The following is a 26,735-nucleotide window of genomic DNA, read 5'->3' as shown; positions in this document are numbered from 1 at the left end:
GCCGCTACTCGAAGACGGCGTCAAAGATCTCGACGTCCATCAGCACGGGTTTGGCGACCACGGATCCATCGGGCCGCAGCGTCTGCGCGCGTCGGAGCGTCGGCACCACGATGCCGCCGAAGCTGTCATGGGCCCAGGAGTAATGCGCGACCTTCATCCCGAACAGATCGTGATCGGTCCGCCGTTGCAACGCGTTGTCGTCGAAATAGAAGATCTGCTCGGGCGCGAGCGTGATCAGGCCCGGCGGGAACTGCGCCCGCAACCGCCGCCATGACTCGTTGTTCTCCTGCCACGGTGGCAGTTCCTCCACCACGACATCTGGATGAGCGAGCAGGAATGGATTGGTCAGATAATTCCAGATCGCGACGCCGCAGAAGAAGACGAGATGCAGTTCGTCCACCAGCGTGGGCGAACCGGCCTCGGTGAACGCGAGGCTTGGATTGCGCCAGGTCCGCAGGATCTCACCCTCGAGGCTTTCGATCGTGATCGCGTCCGGCTGAAAAGAGCCGGAGTGTTCGCCTCCGGTGATGCCGGTGAAGCGGACCGACTGCGTGCGGGTCGAGCCCTCCGCCGTCACGTCCTTGAATTCGCTGGCATGTCCGGTGCTGGAGAACAGCGTTCCGGCGACGGAGAGGTGAAGCGTGAACCGGCTCAAGCTATTCCAACGGGCCATTCCGCCGCTGGCATCAATTACATCGTCAAGAAGCGCCATGTCCCGCCATATCCACCATGAAGTGCCACCACCATGGCGGGGCGGATGCGGCTTGGCGTGTTAGAATTTGTTAGGAGTTGCGAGCGGATATCCTCGCAGTATCCCATTGAAGATACTCTCAATTCAGCGCCGTAAGGAGCTCCCTGGCGGCGACGAGATCACGAGTCTGGAGGCCCTCCTGGTACCGCGAAACGAGGGGGGCGAGCAGGGCGCGTGCATCTCCGGCCTTTCCGGCTTGGCGCCAGACCCGGCCGAGACTGATTGCCCCCCGCAGCTCCCAGCCGAGCGCGCATTGGCGGCGTGACAGATCGAGCGAGTCCCGGAAACAGCTTTCGGCCTCCGCGGCATTGCCCGACCGGGCGAGGATATCGCCCTTGACCCTGAGCATCTCGGGCATGTCGAAGGATTCGCCATGAGCGGGGATCTCCGCGATGGCACCATTGATGGTCTGCAAGGCTTCGTCGGCCAGGTTCTGCACCACAAGTCCCTCCGCGAGCGCGGTCGCAAACACCGTCGTCATGATCCGGTGTCGCGTCGCGTACAGCGTGGCCTGGCTGCGGCGGAGGTGCTCGATGCCGGCGGCGACGTCGCCGCGGCGAAGCAGCAGCTCACCCTTCTGGCCGATGCCGACCGCGTGATAGGGCCCGAGGAAGTGCCGCGCGGAATGATCGATCAGCCGCTCGATCAGGATTTCCGCATTGGCCAAGTCGCCGACCCAGAGGAACACGTAGATGGTCCAGATCAAGGAAATACCGAGAGTGAGCGGTTGCTCGAGCAGCTCGGCTTCGCGAACGGTGTATCGGGACGCCTCGATCGCACGATCGGGCCGGCCGGTGAGCCAAAGCCCGCGTGCCAGCGCCACCAGTGCGACGATGCGGTCGTCATAGCCGAGATGCCCGATATTCAGCCGCTGCGAGCCGGGATTATGCAACATCGCGCTCTCGCAGAGCTGCACCGCCTTCTCCTGGTTGCCGATCAAATGATGAGCGACGCCCAGCATCCACTCGACGTTCAACGTGCTGGCGGGATCGTTCAGCTTCCGCGCGACGCTCTCGCCCTGTTCGCCGGTTCCGAGTGCTCCGTGAAAATCTCCGACCCTGGTGAGGTAGATGTGCAATCCGCGCAGCAGCCAGAGCTGCCAGTGCAGATCCTGGAGCTCCTGGGCAAGCTGGAGACTGCGCGTGAATGCCGAGCGGACCGCTTCGGTATTGCCCTGCGTGAACATCGCGGAGACGCCGAGCGCGGCCTGCAAGATCATTTCATTGCGGCCATCCACCGCGCTCGCATCGGGGGACGCCAGCGCCTGCTGGGTCCAGCGGTAGCATTCCGTCAGCAATGTCAGCTCGAGAAAGAATTGCGCCGCTGACGCCGCCAGATCCACGCCGATCGTTCGGTCCCCGCCGTCTGAAAAGCTCCAGGTCAGCGCGGCCCGAACATTGGGCAGGTGGTCGGCATAGGGAAGGAAGCCGCCGGCGCTCTGCATACCCGTGGATTGGAGCGCGATGTCGCGCAGGAAATCGCGAAAATATTCGGCGTGGGCGCGTGCGACGCGGTCAGCTTCGCCGTTCTCGACGAGCTTCTCCGCGACGAAGGCACGCGTCGTATCCAGCAGGCGATAGCGCAGCCGCCGCTCCGCAGGCGAGGTCGCGATCAGCGATTTGGAAAGCAGATTGGAGATCGCCTCGGCGGCTTCTGCCTCGCCGATGCCCTGACAGGACGAGACCGCAAGCGCGGCTTCCAGCGTGAACGGCCCGACGAACGCCGACAATCCGCGCAGCGTTGCGCTTTCGGTCGCCGGCAGCAAATCATAGCTCCAGGCGAGCGCCGCACTCAGGGTGTGGTGCCGCGGGACAGCGGTGCGCCGCCCGCGCCAGAGCAGTGAGAAACGGCTGTCGAGCAGCGAGGCGGTCCCGGCAATGCCGTAGGCGTTCACACGCCCGGCCGCGAGCTCGATCGCGAGCGCGATGCCGTCCAGCCGACGGCAGATATCGGCCACGAGCGGCGCATCCTCTTCGCTGAGCTCGAACTCGCTCAGGCTCTCTGCAATGCGTTCCACGAAGAGCTGAGTTGCGGGATAGGCAAGGATATCGGCGATGCCGAGTCCGTCCCGCTCTGGCGGGCAATCCAGTGGAAACAGCCGATGGACACGCTCACCTTCGGCGCGGAAGGATTCGCGGCTGGTGGCGAGAATATGCAGCCCGCCTGCTTCCCGGACGATACGCTCCGCCAGAGGGGCGAGATCGTCGAGGATGTGCTCGCAACTGTCGAAGACCAACAGCATCCGCCGGCTGCGCAGGAACGTCAGCAACCCCGGCATCGGGTCCTCGGAATTGATGGTCAGGCCCAGCGCGGCCGCAATCGTTCCCGCAACGAGCCGGGTCTCCCTGAGTGCGCCGAAATCGACAAAACACACCTGGCCGTCGAAAGCCTGGAGCTCGCGATGCGCCACGGCCAGTGCGACCGAAGTCTTGCCGATCCCGCCGGGGCCGACGATCGTGACGAAGCGATGCAAGGCAAGCTCGGCGGAAATTCTCTCGACCGCATCGTCCCGCCCGATCATCTTAGAAAGCGGCGGGGGCAGCGAGCGCGGCGAAGCAACGGGCTGGCTGGTCCGGTTCTCCGAAGGGGCAGCCCGGAGCAGCGCGGCCGTGAAGCAATAACCCCGCCCGGGGACGTTGACGACGTAGCGGGAGCCTTCGCCCGGATCGCCCAAGGCCTTGCGCAGCGTCGTGATGTGAAAGCGCAGGCTGCCTTCGTCCACATTCACGTCGGCCCAGACCCGCCGGATCAACTCACGCTTGTCCACGACCTCGCCGGCGCGCTCGGCGAGGAAAACGAGAATGTCGAGTGCGCGGCCGCCGAGGTGAACCGGGGCGCCGTCCTTCTCGAGCAGCCGCGTCTTTGCGAACAGCCGGAATGGCCCGAAAGCAATGGCCGAATCCTGGTCGTTAGTGTCCGGCACGGGCCAATCATTCCAGTGAAAGAGCTGAACTCTGCACTTTGATCTACCAGAAGGGAACCGTGAGTAAACTGGTCGAAAGTGGCGAAATCGCGTGGAGGGTGCCGGCAATTGGCCGCTCGCGCGCGACGATCCGTCGCAAATTGTACTCAAACGCGAGCATCTTGCGAAGCGATCGGGACAACCCCGGCAGCGTGGCTGACCGCCCGCTCACACTTCGGAGTCCGGTAGTCGTACCCTCATCATAACAGAATCTTGCAACGTCTAACGAGCAATGCGCGCGAACTGCATCCAGTATCCGTTCCGAGTTTGGCGCTAGTTCCAACGGGAGGCTACGATGTCCGGTATCAATGCTCGGCCGAATGATGACGTCGTTCGATCTCAATTTGTGGCCAGTCTTGACGATCAGTCGCGTGATTGGGAGCTGGTGCTGCGGGAATCCCATCATCGGATGAAGAACACGCTGACGATACTGGGTGCGTCAGTGCGCCGCGATTTCACCAGGACAGGCACCAGGGACGTGTCGCTTGCAGCGGACCGGCTCGAGCGGCGCATCGTCGCCTTCGGCAGGCTCTATCAACTCCTGTCCGACAATGACGACCATACGGCGATCCCGGTGGCGGCCTTCTTCGAAAACCTGTGCGGAGCGATTTCCGAGGCGGTGCTGGAGCCGGCGGGCATCCGCTGCGAGGCAGCGATCGAAAGCGGCACGCTGCCGGCGTCGCAATGCCACCGGCTTGCGCTGATGCTGACGGAGCTGGTGACGAATGCGGCCAAGCATGCCTTCCCAAACAGGAATGATGCGCTGATCCGCATCGAGATGGCCAATCGTGATGGCGCTTGGTTCTGCACGGTGGCCGACAACGGGATCGGCGCGACCGGGCCGCTTCAGGGCACCGGCAGCCGGATTCTCGAAGGACTCGCACGCAGCATTCACGCCCGGCTGCTGGGCGAGGCGGGAGAAGGCGGCACGCGCGTAACCATCGTGATGCCGATCGCAGCTGTTTGAAGCTCGTCTTAGATCCAACCCAGGGAGTTCGACATGGCCACTATCGAAATCGACCGCGACGCCGCGGCCAAGCCTTCCAACAAGTCTTCCGATAAATTTGCGAACAAGCCTTCAACATCGCGTAGCGTTGATCAGAGGCTCGAGGTGATCGTGATCCCCGTGTCCGACGTCGACCGCGCCAAGGCCTTCTACGCGCGTCTCGGTTGGCGACTGGACGCCGATTTTGCCTCCGGCAATGACTGGCGCGTGATCCAGTTCACGCCGCCAGGCTCGGCCTGCTCGGTGATCTTCGGCAGGAACGTGACCGCGGCAGCGCCGGGCTCGGCGCGAGGCTTGTACCTGATCGTCTCCGATCTGGAGGCGGCGCGAACGGATCTGATCGACCGCGGCATCGAGGTCAGCGCTCCATTCCACGGTGCCGGCGATGTTCACGCCGGGACCGACGAGCCTTATCTCTCCGGCAGCGTTCGGGTGAGCGGTGCTGACCCGAAGCGCGGCAGCTACGGGTCATATGCCTCGTTCAGCGATCCTGACGGCAATGGCTGGCTGTTCCAGGAGGTCACGTCGCGATTGCCGGGACGGATCGCGGCCGACGATACGACATTCGCTTCGCAGGCTGCGCTGGCCGCAGCACTGCGCCGCGCGGCGGCGGCACATGGCGAGCACGAAAAGCGGACCGGCGGGCACGATGAGAACTGGGCCGATTGGTACGCCGATTATATCGTCCGCGAGCAGGCGGGCCAGCCGCTGCCATCCTGAGCTGGACAGCACAGATTCTTCGACTGATGCAAGCCGACGCGGCGCGCGATGACTGAGTTCATCGCGCGCCGTGTTGCTTTTGCGGCGCGCATCGCGGCTCGCAACGGCTAACGCGGTCTAACAACCCATAACGAGCAAATTGCCAGGGCCTGCGCCAATCTCTCTGCATGACGAACTGAGGCGTTGATGTCGAATTCGGTCAGCGTCACCGACCAAAGCCAGGGAGATCAAACATGACCACGCAAGCACGTATCGACATTCTCAATCCAGACCGCCGTCAACTGTTGACCCAGGCCGCGATGACCGCGGTCGCCGCAAGCGTATCGAGCCTGCTGCCGCTGCTTTCCGCGAAGGCAGGCGTGAGCGGGGCGGTTCGCCCGTTCCACGTCAGCGTGCCCGAGCAGGATCTGCTCGAACTTCGCCGCCGTCTCGCGGCGACGCGCTGGCCGGATCGTGAGATCGTTGCCGATCAATCACAGGGCGTGCAGCTGACGACAGTGCAGCAGCTCGTGAGTTACTGGCAGAACGACTACGACTGGCGCAAGATGGAGGCGCGGCTGAATGCCTTGCCGCAATTCGTCACCGAGATCGACGGCGTCGACATCCACTTCATTCACGTTCGCTCGCGTCACGAAAATGCGCTGCCGATGATCGTCACGCATGGCTGGCCCGGTTCGATCATCGAGCAGATGAAGATCGTCGGCCCGCTTACCGACCCCACCGCACACGGCGCGACGGCGGCGGACGCCTTCGATCTCGTGATCCCCTCGTTGCCGGGTCACGGTTTTTCGGGCAAGCCGACGGAATTGGGCTGGGATCCGCAGCGCGTCGCGCGCGCCTGGATCGTGCTGATGAAGCGGCTCGGCTATAGCCGCTATGTCGCGCAAGGCGGCGATTGGGGCAATGCCGTGACGGAGCAGATGGCGGTGATCGCGCCGCCGGAGCTGCTCGGCATCCACACCAACATGCCCGCGACAGTTCCGGACGACATCGCCAAGGCGCTTCAGCCCGGCGGATCGCGGCCGTCGAACCTCTCGGCCGACGAGCGCTACGCTTACGATCAGCTCGACGATTTCTACAAGCACGGTCTCGGCTACGCGATCGAGATGTCGAACCGGCCGCAGACGCTTTATGGCCTGGTGGATTCGCCGGCGGGCCTCGCGTCGTGGATGCTCGACCATGATGCGCGCAGCACCGCGATGATCGCCCGGGTGTTCGACGGCAAGACGGAAGGGTTGTCGCGGGACGACGTGATCGACAACATCGCGCTCTACTGGCTCACCAACACCGCAGTGTCGTCGGCGCGGCTGTACTGGGAGAACAAGCTGGTGTTCTTCGAGCCCAAGCACATCAAGATTCCGGTCGCCGTCAGCGTCTTCCCGGACGAGATCTATGCGGCGCCGCGCAGCTGGACCGAGAAGGCCTATCCGAAGCTGATGCACTACAACCGTCTGGACAAGGGCGGCCATTTCGCAGCCTGGGAGCAGCCTGCGTTGTTTTGCGCGGAAATGCGCACCGCTTTTCGACCGCTGCGTCAGTCGATCTGAGACCTGCGAGGACGCGCATTTCCGCGCGTTCCCTTCTTCCCCCACTAAATAGGAATGCAATCATGAACCGCCCCGAACGCACATTCACAACCGACCAAATCCGCGTGGAACGTCGGCTGCCGTCGTATTGGCGCGTCACCTTCGACATGCCCCCCGTCAACATCTTCGGCCCCAAGCAGCTTCCGCTTCTCGACGACGTCGTCACGGCGATCGAGACCGATCCTGAGGTGAAGGTCGTGGTGTTCGACAGTGCCGTCGAAGGCTTCTTCATCACGCACTACGACTTCCTCGCACCGCTGGAGGATTCGCTTCGGATCCCGCCCGGGCCAACCGGCCTGCAGGCGCTGCCCGACATGCTGGTGCGTCTCAGCCGCGCGCCGGTCGTCTCGATTGCCTCGATCCGCGGCCGCGCGACCGGCGTCGGCAGCGAACTGGCGCTCGCGAGCGATATGCGCTTTGCCAGCCGCGAAAAGGCCATTCTGTCGCAATGGGAAGTCGGTGCGGGCCTGGTGCCCGGCGGCGGGCCGATGGCGCGGTTGCCGCGCCTGATGGGCCGCGGCCGCGCGCTCGAAGTTCTGCTCGGCGCCGATGACATCCACGGCGATCTCGCCGAGCGTTACGGCTATGTGAACCGGTCGTTGCCGGATGCCGAGCTCGACGGCTTCGTCGAGGCGCTGGCCATGCGCATCGCGTCCTTCGACAAGGAGGCGATTGCCGAGACCAAGCGCCTCGTCGACGTCGCAAGCCTGCCGCCGGATATCGAGATCAAGCCGGAATGGGACGCGTTCCTGGCCTCGCTCGGCCGCCCCGCGAGTCAGACCCGCATCAAGGCGCTGATGTCGCGCGGCTTCCACCGCGCTGGTGACGTCGAGAACCGGCTCGGGTTCCACGTCGGACAGATCGGTAGCTAGCTGAACCGCTGCGGCGCTCGGCCGGTTGGAGCGGCGACAGGTGGTCGTGCCAATGTCGCTTTCGTACCGTACTGGGCGCCGGTGCTGAAATCAAACATGGAGAATTGAGATGATCCGCAAGGCAACAGCAGTCTGGAAGGGCACCGGTCGCGATGGCACCGGTCAACTGTCGAGCGAATCCGGCGTGCTCGCCGCGACGCCTTATTCCTTCAAGACCCGCTTCGAGAACGAGAAGGGGACCAATCCCGAGGAGTTGATCGCGGCGGCCCATGCCGGCTGCTTCACCATGGCGCTGGCCTTCGGCCTGCAGCTCGCCGGCTTCACGCCGGACGAGCTGTCGACGGAAGCCGCGGTCAGCCTCGAGCCCGAAGGCAAAGGCTTCAAGATCAGCAAATCGGCGCTGACCTTGCGTGCCAAGGTGCCGAACCTCGACGACGCCGGTTTCGCCAGGATCGCGGGCGAGGCCGAGAAGAACTGCCCGGTGTCCAAGGTGCTCAACGCCGAGATCACGCTTGACGCCAAGCTGATCTAGGGCGGGCTTAATTTATGTCCATCTGGTTCTGGTTGGGAAAGCTGAGGTCGTCGAAGCTTTGGCCTCCACGACAGGAACCGGATGGACAAATGCCCGGCTTTCGGCTGGGCCGCCATAAGCATAGAATGCGACGGATGCAGAACGGACAGCCGGATCAATTGGGAGTGGAGATATGACAACGGAACGCGCAATTCTGGCCGGAGGCTGCTTCTGGGGCATGCAGGATCTGATCCGCAGGCAGCCGGGCGTGGTTTCCACCCGCGTCGGCTACACCGGCGGCGCGGTGAAGAATGCCACCTACCGCAATCATGAAGGTCATGCCGAAGCGATCGAGATCACCTTCGATCCCGCCAAGACCAGCTTTCGGACCATGCTGGAGTTCTTCTTCCAGATCCACGATCCGACCACGCTCAACCGCCAGGGCAATGATTTGGGTACGAGCTATCGCTCGGCGATCTTCTATACGAGCGATGAACAGAAGCGGGTCGCAAAGGATACGATTGCAGACGTCGAGGCGTCCGGTCTCTGGCCTGGCAAGGTCGTGACCGAGGTCGCGCCCGCGGGCGAATTCTGGGAAGCCGAGCCGGAGCATCAGGATTATCTCGAACGTTATCCGGACGGGTACACCTGCCACTTCATCCGCCCCGACTGGAAACTGCCGCGGCGCGGGGCTGCAGCGGCAGGCTAGGCTAGTTAGCGCGCGTTCAGGTTCGCAATTGCGCGACCAGGTCGCGGGCGACGCGCATATCGGCGAAGTCTGAGCCCTCGGCAAACGCCCCGGAGACATGATCGAGAACCGCCAGAGCCTCCGCGCTCTGGCCAGCCCCGATCATCAACCGTGCCAGGCTGACTGCGCTTCGCAGCTCCCAGAAGTGCGCGCCTTGCTGGCCGGCAATGGCCATGGCCTCGCGAAAACGCGCCTCGGCATCCTCTGAATGCCGGGCGCTCCTGAGCATCAACTCTCCCTTGATGCGGATCAACTCCGGCAGATACCAGAGCTCCTGCCGGTCGTTGCAGCGGGTCAGGACATCCTCGATCACGTCGAGGCCGCGATCGACCTGGTCGGCCTCTCCGGAACACGCGGCGAGCTCGCCGAGCAGGGGCAGAAAACGCGGCAGGAAGCGCGCATCGCCGGCGCGATTGAGCTCCTCGCGCAGCAGCGGCAGGCCGGTCGTGACGTCCCCGCGCTTGACTATGACTGCGGCGTTGAAGGCGCGTGCCCACAGGCCCCACAGCCGGATCGCGTGGCGTTCGGTGTGTTCGAGCAGCTCGGCGCCGTGACGCTCCGCGGCGTCGAAATCGCCGGACCAGAAGGCGATCGGACAGGCGGCTTGTCCGAGCACGCTGCAGAAGGTCAGCGCGTGGCCATTGGCGCGGCCTTCCTCGATGTTCCTGGCCGTGAGGGCCTGAGCCTGATCGGCCAGGCCCTGAAGCCAAAGGATGCGAGCCCGAAAATATTGGGTCGAGATTCTCAGATCGAGCGGGAAGATCTTCGGCTTCTCCGCCAGCACATGCAGCGATGCATTGACCCGGTCGATGCGCAGCCGCGCCTCGTTCTGGTCCCCGAGATAGTGCAGCGCGACGGCCATCAGCCGGTCGCCCAGCATGACATCGGTCTTGTCGGGCGAATTCGCGGCTGCGTTCGCAAAGCGATCGGCGAGGGCACGGGCTTTGCCGAACTGTCCGTTGTTGAACTGGTCGATGCACAAGCCCCAGAGCGCCCGCAGCCTAAAATCCTTGTCCTCGAGCCTGTCAGCAAGCTCCAGGGTAGTCTCGAGGATCGGTCGCGCCTCGCGCGCGCGGCCCTCGCCATACATCAGCGACCATCCGAGCGCCGACAGAAGCTGCATGCGGATGCGGTCGTCGTCGGCGGTGTCTCCGAGCGCCGCGAGCGCCGTTCTGCTGCGCTCACGGCATTCTGCGAACAGCGAAAGACGCACCCATAGCGTGACCGCGGCCGCCGTCAGCGCGATACCAAGTCTCGCCTCGCCGTCGGGCCCGAACGCCCAGTCCAACGCCGCACGCACATTGTCCAGCTCCGCGCCATAGATGCTCAGCCATTCCGGCAGCGGCGTCGAAATATCGGCCTCCGCGCGCTCGAATAGATCGCGAAAATGCTCGGCATGACGCCGCGCGAACTGCCTGGCTTCGCCGAGCTCGTTGAGTTTTCCGTATGCATAGGTCCGCGTGGTGTCGAGCAGCCGATAGCGCAGTGTCCGCGAGCCGGACGGCGAGATCAGCGATTTGGTCACCAGGCTGTCGATCGCTTCGAGAGTCTCGGATGCATTGAGGCCGTCACCGGACGCGATCGCGGCAGCCGCCTCCGGCGCGAAAGGCCCGGCAAAGACCGACAGGCGTCGCAGCGTGGCGCTCTCCGCAGCAGGCAGAAGGTCGTAGCTCCAGTCGAGAGCCGCGGCAAGCGTCTGGTGCCGTGGCACGGCGGTGCGCCGGCCGCGCCATTGCAGCGAAAAGCGGCTGTCGAGCAGAGATGCCGTGCCGGCGATGCCGTAAGCATTGACGCGGCCCGCCGCGAGCTCGATCGCCAGCGCGATGCCGTCGAGGCGTCGGCAGATGCTCGCGACGAGCGGCGCCTCTTCCGCGCTGAGCTGGAACGGGCCCGAGCTCTGCGCAATGCGCTCCACAAAGAGTTGAGCTGCGGGGTAGGCAAGGACCTCGTCGACAGCAAGCCCTTCGCGCTCGGGCGGACAATCCAGCGGGAACAGCCGAAAAATCCGCTCCCCTTCGCTGCGGAACGACTCGCGGCTGGTTGCGAGAACACGAAGCTGCGGCGCCTCGCGAACGATGCGCTCGACGAGCGGCGCCAAATGATCCAGCACATGTTCGCAACTGTCGAAGATCAGCAGGGCCGGGCCGGTCTTCAGAAGCGTCAGCAGAGCCGGCGTCGGATCCTCTGCGCTGATGGTCAGTCCGAGCGCCGAAGCAATCGTGGTCGCGATGTGACTGGCATCCCTCAGCGGACCGAAATCGACGAAGAAGACTCGCCCGCCGAAATCCTGGGACCGGCGATGCCCGACGGTGACGGCGACCGAGGTCTTGCCGATGCCGCCCGGGCCGACGACGGTCATGAAGCGATAGAGCGAAAGTCCGTTCGAAATCTTCTCGATGACATCTTCCCGGCCGACCATCCTGGTGAGCTGAGCGGGCAGGGAGCGGGGAGGGGCGGTTTCGGCCGGGAGCGGGGCGGCCGGCGGAGCTGCTTGAGCGAACGAGGCGACAAAGCAATAGCCGCGGCCGGGCACGTTGACGACGTAACGGGCCGACTTGCCGGTGTCGCCGAGCGCCTTGCGCAGCGCCGCGACATGGAAGCGCAGGCTGCCCTCGTCGACATTGACGCCAGCCCAGATGCGCTTGACCAGCTCTCTCTTGTCGACGACTTCTCCGGGGCGTCCGGCAAGGAAGATGAGAATGTCGAGAGCGCGGCCGCCGACGTGAAGCGGCGAGCCCTCCTTCTCCAAGAGTCGGGACTTCGGAAACAGTCGAAATGGCCCAAAGGAAATGGCCGAGTCTTCGCTACGATCTGGCACGCGCCATCGCCCCCTCGAAGGGAGTCAAAAGGTATTACTTTTTGGTCTACCAGAACGAGGCGTACAGTAAACTGGCCGAAAGCAGTGGGCAGGGTTGGCAGCCCTGCGTGGACGGATGGCTCGCCGAAATAATGCTTGAAAAATAACGTGTTAGGCCAACGTGACGATGCGATGACGCCGGGGTTCATCCGGATGGAGCATTGACTGTGATGCCGGATTGCTGCGATGGCATGGTCCGGGAGCCGGTCCCGCCACCACATTGACTGCCGACTTCCGGAATTTCCAGCATGACCTCTTTCACGCGGCGACAATTCGTGCACGCGTTGACAAGCGCAGCGGCGCTCGCCGCGCTTCCCCGTAGCGGACAAGCCGCCGATTATCCGTCTCGCCCCATTCGCCTGGTGATTCCCTACGGAGCCGGCGGATCGGGTGACCAGATCGCGCGCCCCTGGGTGGACAGGATGCCGTCGCTGCTGGGGCCGACCTTCGTCGAATATATCGGTGGCGCGGGCGGCGCCATCGGGACTGCGGCGGTCGCGCGCGAAGAGCCCGACGGCTATTCGCTGCTGCTCGGCAACGGCAGCACGCAGGTCATCATTCCCATGACGTCGGCGAATCCCGGATATTCCGTTGGCGATTTCCGCGCCATCTACCGCCTGATCAACAGCGCGCTGGTTTTCGCCACCAATCCTTCGGTGCCGGCCGCAAACCTGCGCGAGTTGATCACCTATGCAAAAGCCAATCCGGGAAAGCTGTCCTATGGCACGCCGGGGATCGCCACCGGAAACCATCTGGTCGGCGAAGCCTTCAAGCAGCAGGCCGGGGCGCTGGACATCGTCCACGTGCCCTATCGAGGCATCGCGCAGGCGACCAACGACCTCGTCAGCGGCCAGATATCGCTCGTCATTGCCGTCATGTCCGTTCAATTGCAGCAGCTGGCTCAAGCCGGGAAAGTCAGGCTGCTTGCGGTCACCACCGAAACTCGGCTGAGCGGCGCGCCGGAGATCCCGACCGCCGTCGAATCCGGCATGCCCGGCATCCGGTATGAGGGATGGTTCGGTCTGTTCGCACCCAAGGACACCGACGATGCGATCATCGATCGGATCGCGCAGGCGACGCGGCTCGCCATGGCCGATACGGCGCTTCTGGCGAGCTATCGCGCCCAGGGCATGGAGCCGGACAACGATTCAGGCCCGGACAAATTCCAGCGCATCGTCGAGGCCACATCCGCAAGCCTCGCGCCCCTGATCAAATCGATCGGGCTGAGCAATTTGTGAGGCCGCTCAGCCGTCGGCGCGCGTAACGATGCGCGCCGACAGCGTGACGAGGCCCATCAGCACAGCCAGGAGCCAGAACGCCATCGGCAATCCACCAAGACGTGCGACGAAGCCGACACCGGCGGGGCCGACGAGAACGCCGGCGTAGCCGGCGGTCGTGATCGCCGCGACGGCGAGCCCCGTGGGCATCACCGTCTGCCTCGCCGCCCGGCGGAACAGCACCGGCACGAGGTTCGATGCGCCGAGGCCGATCAGCAAAAAGCCGGCTACGGCGACCGCCACGACGGGAGCGGTGAGCAGGACCACGAAACCCGCGAACGCAATCAGGCTGCCCCAGACCAATGTCGTGCGGTCTCCGATGCGTGCGACGACGGCGTCGCCGCCGAGCCGCCCGATCGTCATCGCGACCGAGAACACGATATAACCGATCCCGCCTTGCGCTTCGGAAACGAGACCCGCGCCGATGACGAGCAGCGCGCCCCAATCGAGCATCGCGCCTTCGACGAGGAAGGTGATGGCGCAAAGCAGCGCGAGCAGGAGCACGGCGCCATGCGGCAGCACGAACAACGGCCCCTCCTGCACCTGCACGGAGCGAAGCAGCCGCGGCCAGGCCGCCAGCGTCGCGATCAGCATCAGGACGGAGCAGATCAGTGTGCAGGCGAGCGCACCGAGTTGCAGCGAGAGCAGTGCGGTCATGAGCGCGGCCCCGGCGAAGCCGCCGATGCTGAACAGCGCGTGGAAGCCGGACATCAGCGGACGTCCCGCGGCGCGCTCCACCTCAACCGCGTGAATGTTCATGGCGACGTCGATGGAGCCAAGCGCGGCGCCAAATGCGAGCAGTGCCAGCGCCAGCGTCATGGGCGAGCTCGCGATTGTCAGCAGAGGCAGGACCAGGGCAAGACCGAGCCCGCCCGCAATGATGATCGGCTTGCTGCCATAGCGCGCGCTCAGCACGCCCGTCAGAACCATCGCGACGACCGAGCCGATGCCGAGGCTGAGCAGGAGCAGTCCGAGGATGCCGTCGTCGACGGCGAGCCGCGCCTTCGCGAACGGCACCAGCGGTGCCCAGCACGCGATGCCGAAGCCCGCGACGAGGAAGGCAAGCCTGGTCGCAAGGCGTGTCGCTGGCCTGTCGGCAGAAGACATGGGAACTCCGGGAGGGGGAATCAGGGGCAGGGGCAATCGACAAGCCGCGCAATTGTTGCGTCTTTATGTCCGCGGCAGACTCGGATTGTCGCAGGCGGCCCGTGGGGTGGCCGCAAGCGGACACACAGGCCCTTCGCTCGCCACCGGCATCTCAGCGGCGCCGGTGGGCTGCGCCGTCAGACGAAACACCCTGACAGCCCGACCTGCGCCGGTGTCAAGCCGTGCGCGCAAAAATATTCCACTTTACCGAAATTCGGAAATGGCGTATGTGTCGGTCATCCCGGCTCATCCTTGAGGGGCGATCTCGTTGTCGTCTTGACTGCGAGCCGGGTTGCGATGGACGCGGCAGCGTCGGCACGAGAGGTGCGGGCAGGGCGGGTAGTCCCTGTGAGCCCGTGGCCACGTGCGGACGAGCGGCGCTGTGAAGTTCGTCTCGTCGGTATTTCGATGGCTACGTGCACGATGCCGTCGAACCCTGCGGCGAAATGACGAATGCGCGTACGGCAAAACCGTGTGGTCCTGGCCGTCGTTGCTACGGTCAAGCTTTCGCGGAGGTGTGTGCGAGCCCAACCGGGCAGACAGCATCATCCAATTCGCGAGGCGAGGGAGGCCAGAAGGAAAGTTCGGCTCCCGGGAGAGCACGGCATAAGCCGTCCAACCATCGCGCAGGGAAGGCCGAGTGATTGGCTACACCTGTATGCTGCTGTGCGGTTTTCCTGCGTGTACTTTTCGCGCAGCGGACCGCGGGTGCCAGCCGGCACCCGGCCTTCCCTGCGCCCTCTTGGACACGAGGGTGGAATGACGAAGCAAAACTCGGGCGAAATGCGCCGCGAGGCTGCGAAGCTGTGTCTGCAATTCAAAATGCTAACTGGAACAGCGGCGCTACCGCCTCATACTCCGTCATTGCGAGCGAAGCGAAGCAATCCAGTCTGCCGCCGCGGCGGGATTCTGGATTGCTTCGCTTCGCTCGCAATGACGATGGGGAGAGAGTGGGGGCGGCACGCCGTTCTAGCCGCCGAGTATCCGCCGACAAGCTTCGACGAACACTTGCGCGCCCGTGACGATGTCGACGTCGGCGGTGTTCTCGGTCCAGTGATGGCTGATGCCGCCGATCGACGGTACGAACAGCATACCCGCGGGCATGACCGTCGCCAGCATCTGCGCGTCGTGGCCGGCGCCGCTGGGCATGCGGACGGACCGTCCGCCGGCAAGGGCCTTGCTCGCGGCTTCGATCGCGTCCTGGATGCCCGCGTTCATCATGGCCGGAGCGCCAGTGCGAATCTTTTCCACGGTGATGGTGCAGGGGCCTTTCGCGCTGGCCTCGTACACCATGCTCCGCAGCAACTCCTCCAGCCGCGCGATAACCGATGGATCGTCGTCGCGGATCTGGAACAGCATTTCGGCTCCCCCCGGAATGATGCTGGGCGCGCCAGGATCGAGCGTGATGCGGCCGGTGGTCCAGACCGTGCGCGGGCCGCTTGTATCAGGGAAACGCTCGTCGATCGCGACGCAGAATTTTGCCAGCGCCAGCCCGGCATCCTTCCGTGCAGCCATGCGGGTGGTGCCGGCGTGATTCTGCTCACCGACGAAATTGATCTGGTATTGCCAGATGCCCACGATGGAGGTGACGACGCCGATCGCAAGGCGACCGCTTTCGAGCGTGTCGCCCTGCTCGATATGCGCTTCCAGATATCCGACATGCCGGCCCGGCTCGGCGGTAATGCGCGGTCGTCCTGCCAGCCCCATGTCGGCGAGTGCCTCCCGCATGCTGCGGCCGCTGGTGCGGTCGCGTGCGGCATCAATGTCGGCCTCGGTCACTTGTCCGACATAGGAGCGCGAACCGAGGAAGTGCCCAAAATGTCCTTCCTCGTCGCACCAGGCGGCAAGTTCGACCGCGCCGTCGAGCGAGGGATCGGCATTGAGCACGCGGGCCGCTTCGAGCGCGTAGACGACGCCGAGCGGCCCGTCGAGCCAGCCGGCGTAGTTCTGGCTTTCGAGATGCGATCCCGCCAGCAGCTTGGGTCCCGGCTTTGCGCTGGTGCCGAAGACATTGCCGATGCCGTCGATCGCCGCGGTGAGGCCCGCGTCGGGCAGCTTCCGCACCAGCCAATCCAGCGAAAGCCTGTGCGGCTCGGAGAAGGTCGGCTTGTGCACGCCGGTCTTGTAGGCGCCGATGGCGCGGAGCGCATTGAGATCGGCGAGAACGCGTATCCCGTTTGCGCGTGAAAAAGTGTCAGGCATGCTCGGCAACCTTCAACGCCTCGGTGCGGATCTCCTCGACCAGCCGTTCCTTCAACTGGACGAATTCGGGCGTGGTCTTGATCTTGTAGGAGCGCGGATGCGGCAGGTCCACGTTGATCTCGGCCTTGATGCGGCCGGGGCGCGCGCTCATGACGATGACGCGGCTGCCGAGGAAGATCGCTTCCTCGATGTCGTGGGTCACGAAGAGCACGGTCTTCTGGTCGCGCTCCCAGATCCCGAGCAGCATTTCCTGCATCAGGGCGCGAGTCTGGTTGTCGAGCGCGCCGAATGGCTCGTCGAGTAGCAGGATCTTGGGGTCATTGGCGAGCGCGCGCGCGATCGCGGTGCGCTGCTGCATGCCGCCGGAGAGCTGCTTTGGCCAATGGTTCTCGAAGCCGGACAGACCGACCTGGCGGATGAAGGCGTCGGCGATCTTGTTTCGCTCCGACTCGGACACCCCACGCTCGCGCAGGCCGAAGGCGATGTTCTCGCGCACCGTCAGCCAGGGAAACAGCGTGTAGGACTGGAACACCATGCCGCGGTCGGCGCCCGGACCGGTGACCTCGCGTCCGTCGAGCACCACGCGTCCGCCGGTCGGGCGATCCAGGCCGGCGACGATGCGAAGCAGCGTGGACTTGCCGCAGCCGGAAGGGCCGAGGATGGTGACGAAGTCGTTGTTGCCGATCACAAGATCGGTCGGCTCCAGTGCCCTCGTTGGGGCGTTGCCGTGGCGCGCGGGAAAGGTCCGCGAGACCTGTTCGATCTTGAGGATCGTCATGCGAGCCTCCAGGGAAACAGCCACGCGTTGAACGCCTTGAACAGGAAGTCCGAGACGAGGCCGATCAGCCCGATCACGATGATGCCGAAGATGATCTGGCCGGTGTTGAGCAGCGCCTGGCTGTCGGTGATCATGTGGCCGATGCCGGAGGAGGAGCCGATCAGTTCGGCGACGATGACATAGGTCCAGGCCCAGCCCAGCACCAGCCGCAGGATCTCGGCGATCTCCGGCGCGGAAGAGGGCAACAGCACGCGGCGGATGATGCCGCGGTCGCTGGCCCCCAGCGTATAGGCGGCCTCGACCAGGTCGCGCCGCGTGGTACCGACGGTGACGGCGATCATCAGGATGATCTGAAACACCGAACCGATGAAGATGACGAGCAGCTTCTGCAGCTCGCCGATGCCGGCCCAAAGGATCAGGAGAGGAATGAAGGCGGAGGCCGGCAAATAGCGCGCAAAAGAGACGAACGGTTCGAGGAACGCCTCGACGGGCTTGTACGCCCCCATCAGCACGCCGAACGGCACCGCGATGATGGCGGCCAGCACGAAGCCGCCGACGACGCGCCAGATTGTCATGCCGATGTCGAACAGGAAGCCCTGTTTGACGATCAGATCGACGCCTTCCTGCACCATGGTCAGCGGGTTGGCGAGGAACACCTTCGACACGTGGCCGCCGAAGGTCGCCCAGGACCAGAGGGCAACGAACACCACGAAGAACGCAAGGCCGTAAGCCACGCGCTGCCTTGACGTCACGGGATCGAGGGGACGCATCAAACTGTCTATCCGGGCGGTGAACAAGTTTGCCGGCCCCGCCGCGAGACGGGGCCGGCGGCTCCTGAGAGATTTACTTGATGTAGCTGGCGTCGAAGAGATCCTCGACCTTCGGCGCGGCCTTGATGATGCCGATCTCCAGCAGGAGGTCGGCAGCCTCCTTGTTGAAGGTCAGGAAATCGCCGGCGAAGAATTGCTGGTTCGCGGCCTTGTCCTGCCAGCGCAGATACTTCGCCGAGTTGCCGAACGCCTCGCCGCTCTGCTTCACGTCGGCACCCATGATCTCGTAGGCCTTGGCCTGGTCCTTGGCGATCATGTCGAGGGCTTCGAAATAGCTGTCGGCGAGCGCCTTGGCGGCCTTCGGGTTCTCGGTGAGGAATTTCGGCGTGCAGCCGAACGTGTCCATGACCATCGGATAGTCGAGCGTGGTCGCGATGATCTTGCCCTTGTCGGGTGCGGCACGAACCGTCGACAGATACGGCTCGTAGGTCATCGCGGCATCGTTCTGGCCGGAGACGAAGGCCTGCGCGGCCGCGGCCGGCTCGAGGTTCACGACGGTGACGTCCTTCACGGACAGGCCGTTCTTCTTGAGCATCCAGGCCAGCGCGAAATAGGGCGAGGTGCCGGGCGCGGAAGCCGCAACCGTCTTGCCCTTCAGATCCTTGATCGCGGCGAGATCGTTGCGCACGGCCATGCCGTCGGCGCCGTAGCTCTTGTCGAGCTGGAAGATCTGCTTGGTCGCGACGCCGTTGGCGTTCCAGGAGATCCAGGTCTCCACGGTCGTTGCCGCGCACTGGACGTCACCGGAGGCGATCGCGAGATGGCGATCCTTCTGCGGAATCTTCTTGATGGTGACGTCCAGGCCGTTCTTCTTGAAGATGCCGGCCTCCTTCGCCAGCGTCAGCGGCGCGAAGCCGGTCCATCCGGAGATGCCGACGCCGACCTTGACGTCGTCCGCGAGCACGGGGGTGGAAGCTGCGAGGGCAATGATTGTCGCAAAAACTTTCGAACTACGCATGATTGTCGTCCTCTTGCCGATCGATGGATTGACGTCCTGTTGATCTTGGTCGGTCCTCCTGGACCCTTGCCCGAAGTGTTGCACGATTTGTGCCGACACGTCCTCTCAGCCTCCCTTGAATCGGGCGACAAGGCGGTGAGAGTCCCCGGGATAGAGCAGCCGCACCGCGGTGATCGTGCGCGCGCTGCGCCAGGTATAGCGGTCGATCACGAGGCAGGGTGCGCCCACGGCGATGTCGAGCGCCTCCGCCGTACGATCGTCCGCGACGATGGCGCTGATCGTATGCTCGGCCTCCGTCCATGGAACATGGTGAAGCAGCCACGAGCCGGGCGGCTCCCGCGAAAAATCCGCGGTCGCTGCATCCGGCACCGACGCGAGATCGATCAGCCTGTCCTCGACGGCGAAAGGCACGTTGTCGGCGCTGTGGCGGCAGGTGATCGCGACCACCTTGGCGGCCTTCTTGACGCCGAGGCGGTCGCGGTCGGCAGCGGTTGCGGCGCGGAGCTTGCGGCCGATCAGCTCGTAGCCGTAAGCACGCCCGAGCGCGGTGATCTCGGCGCGCATGTCCGCGATCTTGAGCACGGCGGACTGATGTTGCGGCCGGCGGACGAAAGAGCCGGCACGTCGCCGCCGCTCGATCAGGTCGGCTTGGGCGAGCTCCGAGAGCGCCTTGTTCACGGTCATGCGCGAGCAGCCGTAACGCGCGACCAGTTCGTGCTCGAACGGGATGCGATGTCCGGGCGGCCACTCGCCGGTCAGAATGCGGTTCTCGATATCGGCGCGAATCCGTTTGTAGAGCGTGAGCTGGTCGGTCGTATCAGTCGCGAGACTCATGCAACGAGCCTCCGCACCGATGCGTTGAAGTGTTCGCGCGCGGCCTGGCGCAGTCTGTGCCGGCCGCCTTCGACGACCTTGTCGCCACCGGCCCAGACGCAATCGACCGCACCGCTGCCCGCAGCAAAGATCCAGCCGTCGATGGCGGCGTCGCGCACGCGCCCCGCCAGCGAGGGATGCGAGATGTCGAGCGTGACGATGTCGGCGCGCGCACCTGGCGTGAGACCGACTGACATCTGTGCCAGTGCCCGCGCGCCGCCTGCAAGCGCATGATCGAACAGGGCGCGTCCCGTCGAGCGGCCTGCACCGGCAGAGAGCACGTTGCGCTCGCGATGCTTGAGCCGTTGGCCATATTCGAGCTGGCGCAGCTCGTCGGCGACGCCGACCAGCACATTGGAATCCGTGCCGACGCCAAAGGCACCGCCGGCACCGACGAATTCGCGAGCCGGGAAAATGCCGTCGCCAAGGCTTGCCTCGGTGATAGGGCAGAGGCCGGCGACCGCGCCGATCCTGGCGAAGGCGCGGACTTCCTCGTCCGTGGTGTGGGTGGCGTGAATGAGGCACCAGCGTTGATCGACGGGTGCGTGCTCCAGCAACCATTGCACCGGACGTCGCCCGGACCACGCCAGGCAATCCTCGACTTCCTTCACCTGCTCGGCGGCATGAATGTGCACCGGTCCGCCGTCCGCGAGCGGAATGATCGCGGCAAGCTCGGCCGGCGTCACAGCGCGCAAGCTGTGCGGCGCGATGCCGATATTCGCGCCCGGCAATTGCTCAATCGCCTTGCGCGAGGCAGCCATCAGCGCGGAAAATTGGTCAACCGTACAGATGAAGCGGCGCTGGCGGGCATGCGGTGCTGCGCCCCCAAATGAGCCATGCGCATAGAAACTCGGCAGCAACGTCAGCGCAATACCCGAGGCTTCGGCGGCCTGCGCGATGCGTGCGGCCATTTCGCCGATGTCGGCGTAGAGCGAGCCGCCGCGATCATGATGTAGATAATGGAATTCGCCGACGCGGGTAAAACCCTGCTCCAGCATCTCGACATAAAGCAGTGTCGCGACCGCTGCGACGTCGTCAGGCGTCATCGACAGCGCGAAGCGGTACATCGTCTCGCGCCAGGTCCAGAAGGTGTCGGTGCTATCGCCGCGCAGTTCTGCAAGTCCCGCCATGCCGCGCTGGAAGGCGTGGCTGTGCAGGCTCGAAAGTCCCGGAAGCGCGATTTCGTGGCGTTCGTCGCCGGAGCCCGGGGCCACACCCGGCGTCACCTCGTCGATCGCGCCGGCGGTAATCACCACCTGCACGTCATTGGCCCAGCCCGAGGGCAGGAGCGCGGAGGCGAAATGCAGTCGTGTCATGTTTCCATGCCGGCTGGACAGAACCGCGACACGATTATATGTCTAGACATATAAGTCAAGCATCCCAGGGCGCAGGGGCATCCGCGAAGGGACAGTTGCATGGCAGAGCGCTTCGACCGGATCTGGCATAACGCCCGGCTCGCCACGATGCGGGCCGATCGTCCCGATCTCGGCGAGATCGGGCACGGTGTGATCGCCGCGCGCGGCGGCCGTATCGTCTATGCGGGTGCGCAGACCGATTTTCCGGCGAGTGCCGATGCAGCCGACCGGATCGATTGCGAAGGGCGTTGGATCACGCCCGGTCTCGTCGATTGTCACACCCATCTGGTCTATGGCGGCAACCGCGCCCATGAATTCGAGTTGCGCCTGAAGGGCGCGAGCTACGAGGAGATCGCGTGCGCCGGCGGCGGCATCGTCTCGACGGTGGCCGCGACGCGCAAGGCAAGCGAGGCCGAACTCACAGCAAGCGCGCTGCCGCGGCTCGATGCGCTGATTGGCGAGGGTGCCACCACGGTCGAGATCAAGTCCGGCTACGGCTTGGACACCGAGACCGAGATGCGGCAGCTGGCCGCCGCGCGGAGCCTCGGCCGTCAGCGGTCGGTTGCGATCCGCACATCCTTCCTCGGCGCGCATGCGCTGCCGCCAGAGGCCGATGGCGACAAGGATCGCTACATCGATCTCGTCTGCAAAGAGATGTTGCCTGCGGTCGCGAAGGCGGGCCTCGCTGATGCCGTCGATGCCTTCATGGAGGGGATCGCATTTTCCGGGGAACAGACGGCGCGGGTGTTCGAGACGGCGGGGCAGTTTGGACTGCCGGTCAAGCTGCATGCCGACCAGCTCTCGAATCTCGGCGGCGCTGCGCTCGCCGCAAAATTCTCGGCGCTATCGGCCGATCACCTCGAGCACACCGACGAAGCCGGTGCAGCGGCGATGGCAAGAGCTAAAACGGTGGCCGTGCTGCTGCCCGGCGCCTTCTACTTCATCCGCGAGACGCAAAAGCCTCCGGTCGAGGCGTTCCGCAAGCACGGCGTTGCCATGGCGCTCGCGACCGACTGCAATCCGGGCAGCTCGCCGCTAACTTCGCTCCTGCTCGCCATGAACATGGGCGCGACGCTGTTCCGGATGAATGTGGCCGAATGCCTTGCCGGTGTCACCCGCGAAGGCGCGCGAGCGCTCGGCGTGCTCCATGATACCGGCACGCTTGAGGCCGGCAAATGGTGTGATCTCGCGATCTGGGACATCGATCGCCCCGCCGAGCTGGTCTACCGCATCGGCTTCAATCCGCTGCACCGCCGGGTTTGGAGGGGACAATGACGGAGCCGGGCGCGGCGATCGTCGTCAAACCGGGAACGGTCAGCCTCGATGATCTCGCGCGCGTGATCGAAGGCGCATCTGTCGTTCTCGATCCCGCGTTCTGGCCGCGCGTCGACGCGGCCGCGGAGATCGTTGCAAGGGCTGCGCGAGCCGATGCTCCCGTGTACGGGATCAACACCGGCTTCGGCAAACTTGCCTCGAAGCGGATTCCGCCTGATCAGACCGCGCTGCTCCAGCGCAATCTCATCGTCTCGCATTGCTGCGGCGTCGGCGCGGCGACCCCCGAGCCGATCGTCCGCCTGATGATGGCGCTGAAAATCGTCTCGCTCGGGCGCGGCGCCTCTGGCGTGCGCCGCGAGGTGATCGAGCAGTTGCAGGCCATGCTGGCGCGGCGCGTCTCACCGCTGGTGCCGCAGCAAGGTTCGGTCGGCGCTTCCGGCGATCTCGCGCCGCTCGCGCATATGACCGCTGTGATGATCGGCGAAGGGCAGGCGATCGTCGACGGCAAGACGGTGTCGGGCAGCGAGGCGCTAGCGGCCGCCGGCATCGTGCCGCTGACATTGGGGCCCAAGGAAGGGCTCGCGCTGATCAACGGCACGCAGTTCTCGACAGCCTACGCCGTCTCCGGCGTGCTGCGTGCATTTCGCCTGGCTCGCGCCGCGCTCGTCACCGGCGCACTGTCGGTCGATGCGGCGATGGCCTCGACAGCGCCGTTCCGCCCCGAGATCCAGGCGCTACGCGGTCATCCCGGCCAGATCGCGGCCGCGGCAACCTTGATGGCGCTGCTCGACGGCAGCGACATCCGCCTGTCGCATCTCGAAGGCGACGAGCGCGTGCAGGATCCCTATTGCCTGCGCTGCCAGCCGCAGGTCGCGGGCGCTGCGCTCGACCTCATCGTGCAGGCGGCGCGGACGCTGGTCGTCGAGGCCAATGCCGTCACCGACAATCCGCTCGTGCTGGTCGAGACCGGCGAGATCGTCTCCGGCGGAAATTTCCATGCCGAACCGGTGGCCTTTGCCGCGGATACCATCGCGCTGGCGCTGTCGGAGATCGGTGCGATCAGCGAGCGGCGCATCGCGACGCTGGTCGATCCCGCGCTCAATTTCGGCCTGCCGCCGTTCCTCACCCCCGATCCCGGTATCAATTCCGGCTTCATGATCGCCGAGGTGACGGCGGCCGCGCTCTATGCCGAGAACAAGCAGCGCGCTTCTGCCTGCTCGATCGACTCGACGCCGACCAGTGCCAACCAGGAAGACCATGTCTCCATGGCCGCGCATGCCGCGCGGCGGCTGTCGGACATGGCCGACAATCTCGCCACCATCCTGGGCATCGAGCTGCTGGTCGCCGCCCAGGGCATCACGCTGCGCGCGCCGCATGCAACCAGCGCGCCGCTCGCTGCCGTCATCGCCGCACTGCGCGAGCAGGTGCCGGCGCTCGGCGACGACCGCTACATGGCCGGCGATCTCGCCAAGGCTGCAGCGCTGGTCGAGGCCGACGCGCTGCCGGCTGCGGCGCTCGCCGTACTTTCAACTGACCCGTTTCCGACGCTTGCCTGACGAGGTGTTCCGCATGAACCGCCGACTGGACAATGACCGCACCATCCGCGCGCCCCGCGGCAGCGAAATCAGCGCCAAGAGCTGGTTGACGGAAGCTCCCTTGCGCATGCTCATGAACAATCTCGATCCGGACGTTGCGGAACGTCCGAGCGAGCTCGTCGTCTATGGCGGCATCGGTCGCGCCGCGCGTGACTGGGAGAGCTTTGACCGGATCATTGCGGCCTTGCGCAAGCTCGAAGCCGACGAGACGCTGTTGATCCAATCCGGCAAGCCGGTCGGCGTGTTCCGCACCCATGCCGACGCGCCGCGCGTCCTGATCGCGAACTCCAACATCGTGCCGCACTGGGCGACGCTCGATCACTTCAACGAGCTCGATCGCAAGGGCCTGATGATGTACGGCCAGATGACGGCCGGCTCCTGGATCTATATCGGCAGCCAGGGCATCGTGCAGGGCACCTACGAAACCTTCGTTGAAGTTGGCCGCCGCCACTATGGCGGTAGCCTCGCCGGCAAATGGATTCTGACCGCCGGTCTCGGCGGCATGGGCGGCGCGCAGCCGCTGGCGGCGACCATGGCGGGGGCCTCGATGCTGGCGGTCGAATGCCAGCCGAGCCGCATCGAGATGCGGCTGCGCACCGGTTATCTCGATCGCCAGGCCGCGACGCTCGACGAGGCGCTTGCGATCATGGCGGAGGCGGCGAAGACGAAGAAGGCGGTCTCGGTCGGCCTGCTCGGCAATGCCGCAGAGATTTTTCCCGAGCTGGTCCGCCGTAGTGTCAGGCCCGACATCGTCACCGACCAGACCAGCGCGCACGATCCGATCAACGGCTATTTGCCGAAGGGCTGGACACTCGCGGAGTGGGAAGCCAAGCGCACCGCCGATCCAAAATCCGTGGAGCGCGCCTCGAAAACTTCTATGGTTGAGCACGTCCAGGCCATGCTGGATTTCCATGGGCAAGGCATCCCGACACTCGACTACGGCAACAACATCCGCCAGATGGCGCAGGACATGGGCCTGAAGAATGCCTTCGATTTTCCCGGCTTCGTCCCCGCCTATATCCGTCCCTTGTTCTGCCGTGGCGTCGGGCCGTTCCGCTGGGCTGCGCTGTCGGGCGATCCCGAGGACATCTTCAAGACCGACGCCAAGGTCAAGGAGCTGATGCCTGACGACAAGCATCTGCACAACTGGCTCGACATGGCCAGGGAGCGCATCAAGTTCCAGGGCCTGCCGGCGCGGATCTGCTGGGTCGGGCTTGGCGATCGCGATCGCCTGGGCCTTGCCTTCAACGAGATGGTGGCGCGCGGCGAATTGAAGGCACCCATCGTGATCGGCCGCGATCATCTCGACAGCGGCTCGGTGGCGAGCCCCAACCGCGAAACCGAAGCGATGAAGGACGGGTCTGACGCCGTGTCCGACTGGCCCTTGCTCAACGCGCTGCTCAATTGCGCCAGCGGCGCGACCTGGGTATCGCTGCATCACGGCGGCGGGGTCGGCATCGGCTATTCCCAGCATGCCGGCATGGTGATCGTCGCCGACGGTACGCCGGAAGCGGCAAAGCGGATTTCGCGCGTGCTCTGGAACGATCCCGCCAGCGGCGTCATGCGTCACGCCGACGCGGGTTACGACACAGCGATCGAATGCGCCCGCGACAAAGGGCTCGATCTGCCGAGCCTGACGAAGTAGCCAGGCTCAGTCGCGCGCCAGGAGCCTCGGCATGGTCGTCTTCGCGCCGTCCATGAAGGTCTGAACTGCATCGCGGACGATCGCGTCGAGATCGGCCGGGATCGGCGTCGCGTAGATGAATTTGCGGATCGCGAGATAGAAAATGCGGCCGTGGAGGCCCCAGAACAGCTCGGTCTCGCGCTCGCCGAGCGGATGTGTCTTTGCTTCGGGCAGTTTCAGGTCGTGGCGCAGCTCGCCGGCCGCCGGCTCGATGATCTCGCGCCTGATGATGTCGAGATAGCGGCCGGTGATGCCGAATGACTTCATGCCGGAGAAGACGAAGATCCGCACCCAATTGTACTCGAACACGCGTTCGACATAGTCGAGATAGAAGCGCGTCAGCCGGGCCTCCAGCGATAGCGAGCGGTCGCGGATCATCGGACCCCAATCGGGCGACCAGCGGCTGAGATAAACCTCCTGGTAGACACGCTCGATCAGCGCTTCCTTGCTCGGGAAGTGGCGATAGATCGCGGAGTGCGTGATGCCCAGGCGCTTGGCGAGCTCGCGCGTCTGCCCCTCGAAGCCGCGCTCGGCGAAGAAGCGGATTGCCTCGTCCAGGATTGCGCGCTCGCGGTCGGCCGCACGCATGTTGCGGCGCTTTGGCGCGGACTTGCTGCCTGTCTCGGCCCGCTTCCGGGCCGGTCGCTTCGTCTTCTGCGCTTTTCGGGCCATTTCGTCGCTGAATCGCACGTCCAGTTGTCTTCATAGCCCAACGCGCATTTGTAACCAAATGGTCATTTCCTGTTGAC

The 26,735-nt window shown here is 64.9% G+C and carries 21 protein-coding genes; 10 read left to right on the top strand and 11 right to left on the bottom strand.

Annotated elements, in window-relative coordinates:
* Positions 1–4: 4 nt before the first annotated feature.
* The gene (locus GWG67_RS31260; RefSeq protein ID WP_342761067.1) at positions 5–712 is read right to left on the bottom strand and encodes a hypothetical protein; all 708 of its coding nucleotides are present in this window, start codon (positions 710–712) and stop codon (positions 5–7) included.
* 118 nt (positions 713–830) lie between these two features.
* Complete coding sequence (locus GWG67_RS31255) at positions 831–3,674, bottom strand: winged helix-turn-helix domain-containing protein (protein WP_275173292.1); 2,844 nt, start codon at positions 3,672–3,674, stop codon at positions 831–833.
* 334 nt (positions 3,675–4,008) lie between these two features.
* On the opposite strand from GWG67_RS31255, the gene GWG67_RS31250 reads away from it, so the two are divergent.
* The 6 genes from GWG67_RS31250 to msrA all read left to right on the top strand — a co-directional run bounded on the left by GWG67_RS31250 (position 4,009) and on the right by msrA (position 9,117).
* A complete protein-coding gene (locus GWG67_RS31250) occupies positions 4,009–4,680 on the top strand; it encodes a sensor histidine kinase (RefSeq protein ID WP_275173290.1) in 672 nt (223 codons plus the stop codon).
* 33 nt (positions 4,681–4,713) lie between these two features.
* Complete coding sequence (locus tag GWG67_RS31245; protein ID WP_275173288.1) at positions 4,714–5,439, top strand: VOC family protein; 726 nt, start codon at positions 4,714–4,716, stop codon at positions 5,437–5,439.
* Positions 5,440–5,672: 233 nt separating this feature from the next.
* Positions 5,673–6,986, top strand: a complete 1,314-nt coding sequence (locus GWG67_RS31240) for an epoxide hydrolase family protein (protein ID WP_275173286.1) — start codon at positions 5,673–5,675, stop codon at positions 6,984–6,986.
* A gap of 62 nt (positions 6,987–7,048) precedes the next feature.
* A complete protein-coding gene (locus tag GWG67_RS31235) occupies positions 7,049–7,897 on the top strand; it encodes an enoyl-CoA hydratase/isomerase family protein (RefSeq protein ID WP_275173285.1) in 849 nt (282 codons plus the stop codon).
* Positions 7,898–8,006: 109 nt separating this feature from the next.
* On the top strand, positions 8,007–8,429 hold the full coding sequence (locus GWG67_RS31230; protein WP_275173283.1) for an OsmC family protein: 423 nt from the start codon (positions 8,007–8,009) through the stop codon (positions 8,427–8,429).
* A 172-nt stretch (positions 8,430–8,601) separates the two neighbouring features.
* Positions 8,602–9,117 (top strand): peptide-methionine (S)-S-oxide reductase MsrA, encoded by a 516-nt coding sequence (msrA, locus tag GWG67_RS31225; protein WP_275173282.1) that lies wholly within the window; start codon positions 8,602–8,604, stop codon positions 9,115–9,117.
* Positions 9,118–9,133: 16 nt separating this feature from the next.
* Here the strand turns inward: msrA and GWG67_RS31220 are convergent, their stop codons facing one another.
* On the bottom strand, positions 9,134–11,974 hold the full coding sequence (locus GWG67_RS31220; protein WP_275173280.1) for a winged helix-turn-helix domain-containing protein: 2,841 nt from the start codon (positions 11,972–11,974) through the stop codon (positions 9,134–9,136).
* 287 nt (positions 11,975–12,261) lie between these two features.
* Between GWG67_RS31220 and GWG67_RS31215 the strand changes: the two genes are divergently transcribed.
* Positions 12,262–13,251 carry a tripartite tricarboxylate transporter substrate binding protein gene (locus tag GWG67_RS31215; protein ID WP_275173279.1) on the top strand — a complete coding sequence of 330 codons (990 nt, stop codon included), beginning with the start codon at positions 12,262–12,264 and terminating at the stop codon, positions 13,249–13,251.
* A 6-nt stretch (positions 13,252–13,257) separates the two neighbouring features.
* On the opposite strand, the gene GWG67_RS31210 is transcribed toward GWG67_RS31215, so the two are convergent.
* The 7 genes from GWG67_RS31210 to GWG67_RS31180 all read right to left on the bottom strand — a co-directional run bounded on the left by GWG67_RS31210 (position 13,258) and on the right by GWG67_RS31180 (position 21,393).
* The gene (locus tag GWG67_RS31210; RefSeq protein WP_275173277.1) at positions 13,258–14,397 is read right to left on the bottom strand and encodes an MFS transporter; all 1,140 of its coding nucleotides are present in this window, start codon (positions 14,395–14,397) and stop codon (positions 13,258–13,260) included.
* 1,008 nt (positions 14,398–15,405) lie between these two features.
* Positions 15,406–16,638 (bottom strand): Zn-dependent hydrolase, encoded by a 1,233-nt coding sequence (locus GWG67_RS31205; protein WP_275173275.1) that lies wholly within the window; start codon positions 16,636–16,638, stop codon positions 15,406–15,408.
* On the bottom strand, positions 16,631–17,416 hold the full coding sequence (locus GWG67_RS31200; RefSeq protein ID WP_275173273.1) for an ABC transporter ATP-binding protein: 786 nt from the start codon (positions 17,414–17,416) through the stop codon (positions 16,631–16,633). Before GWG67_RS31200 ends, GWG67_RS31205 begins: the two co-directional genes overlap by 8 nt.
* Positions 17,413–18,186 carry an ABC transporter permease gene (locus GWG67_RS31195; protein WP_027519414.1) on the bottom strand — a complete coding sequence of 258 codons (774 nt, stop codon included), beginning with the start codon at positions 18,184–18,186 and terminating at the stop codon, positions 17,413–17,415. The genes GWG67_RS31200 and GWG67_RS31195 overlap by 4 nt, the downstream gene beginning before the upstream one ends.
* 73 nt (positions 18,187–18,259) lie before the next feature.
* Positions 18,260–19,204, bottom strand: coding sequence for an ABC transporter substrate-binding protein (locus tag GWG67_RS31190; protein ID WP_275173271.1), 945 nt, complete (start codon positions 19,202–19,204; stop codon positions 18,260–18,262).
* Between the two features lie 105 nt (positions 19,205–19,309).
* Positions 19,310–20,038: a histidine utilization repressor gene (gene hutC, locus GWG67_RS31185; protein ID WP_275173269.1), complete on the bottom strand. Its 729-nt coding sequence runs from the start codon at positions 20,036–20,038 to the stop codon at positions 19,310–19,312.
* Positions 20,035–21,393 (bottom strand): formimidoylglutamate deiminase, encoded by a 1,359-nt coding sequence (locus tag GWG67_RS31180; RefSeq protein WP_275173267.1) that lies wholly within the window; start codon positions 21,391–21,393, stop codon positions 20,035–20,037. Before GWG67_RS31180 ends, hutC begins: the two co-directional genes overlap by 4 nt.
* Before the next feature lie 99 nt (positions 21,394–21,492).
* Between GWG67_RS31180 and hutI the strand changes: the two genes are divergently transcribed.
* The 3 genes from hutI to hutU are packed head-to-tail and all read left to right on the top strand — an operon-like array spanning position 21,493 to position 25,947.
* Positions 21,493–22,707 (top strand): imidazolonepropionase, encoded by a 1,215-nt coding sequence (gene hutI, locus GWG67_RS31175; RefSeq protein ID WP_275173265.1) that lies wholly within the window; start codon positions 21,493–21,495, stop codon positions 22,705–22,707.
* The gene (gene hutH / locus GWG67_RS31170) at positions 22,704–24,263 is read left to right on the top strand and encodes a histidine ammonia-lyase (protein WP_275173263.1); all 1,560 of its coding nucleotides are present in this window, start codon (positions 22,704–22,706) and stop codon (positions 24,261–24,263) included. The genes hutI and hutH overlap by 4 nt, the downstream gene beginning before the upstream one ends.
* Before the next feature lie 13 nt (positions 24,264–24,276).
* The gene (hutU, locus tag GWG67_RS31165) at positions 24,277–25,947 is read left to right on the top strand and encodes a urocanate hydratase (protein ID WP_275173261.1); all 1,671 of its coding nucleotides are present in this window, start codon (positions 24,277–24,279) and stop codon (positions 25,945–25,947) included.
* Positions 25,948–25,953: 6 nt separating this feature from the next.
* On the opposite strand, the gene GWG67_RS31160 is transcribed toward hutU, so the two are convergent.
* Positions 25,954–26,574 (bottom strand): TetR/AcrR family transcriptional regulator, encoded by a 621-nt coding sequence (locus tag GWG67_RS31160; protein ID WP_027519406.1) that lies wholly within the window; start codon positions 26,572–26,574, stop codon positions 25,954–25,956.
* Positions 26,575–26,735: the final 161 nt, after the last annotated feature.

Origin of the sequence: Bradyrhizobium sp. CSS354, from assembly GCF_029051725.1 — a bacterium.
Taxonomy (GTDB): domain Bacteria; phylum Pseudomonadota; class Alphaproteobacteria; order Rhizobiales; family Xanthobacteraceae; genus Bradyrhizobium.
This window is presented reverse-complemented; position numbering and strand designations above follow the sequence as displayed.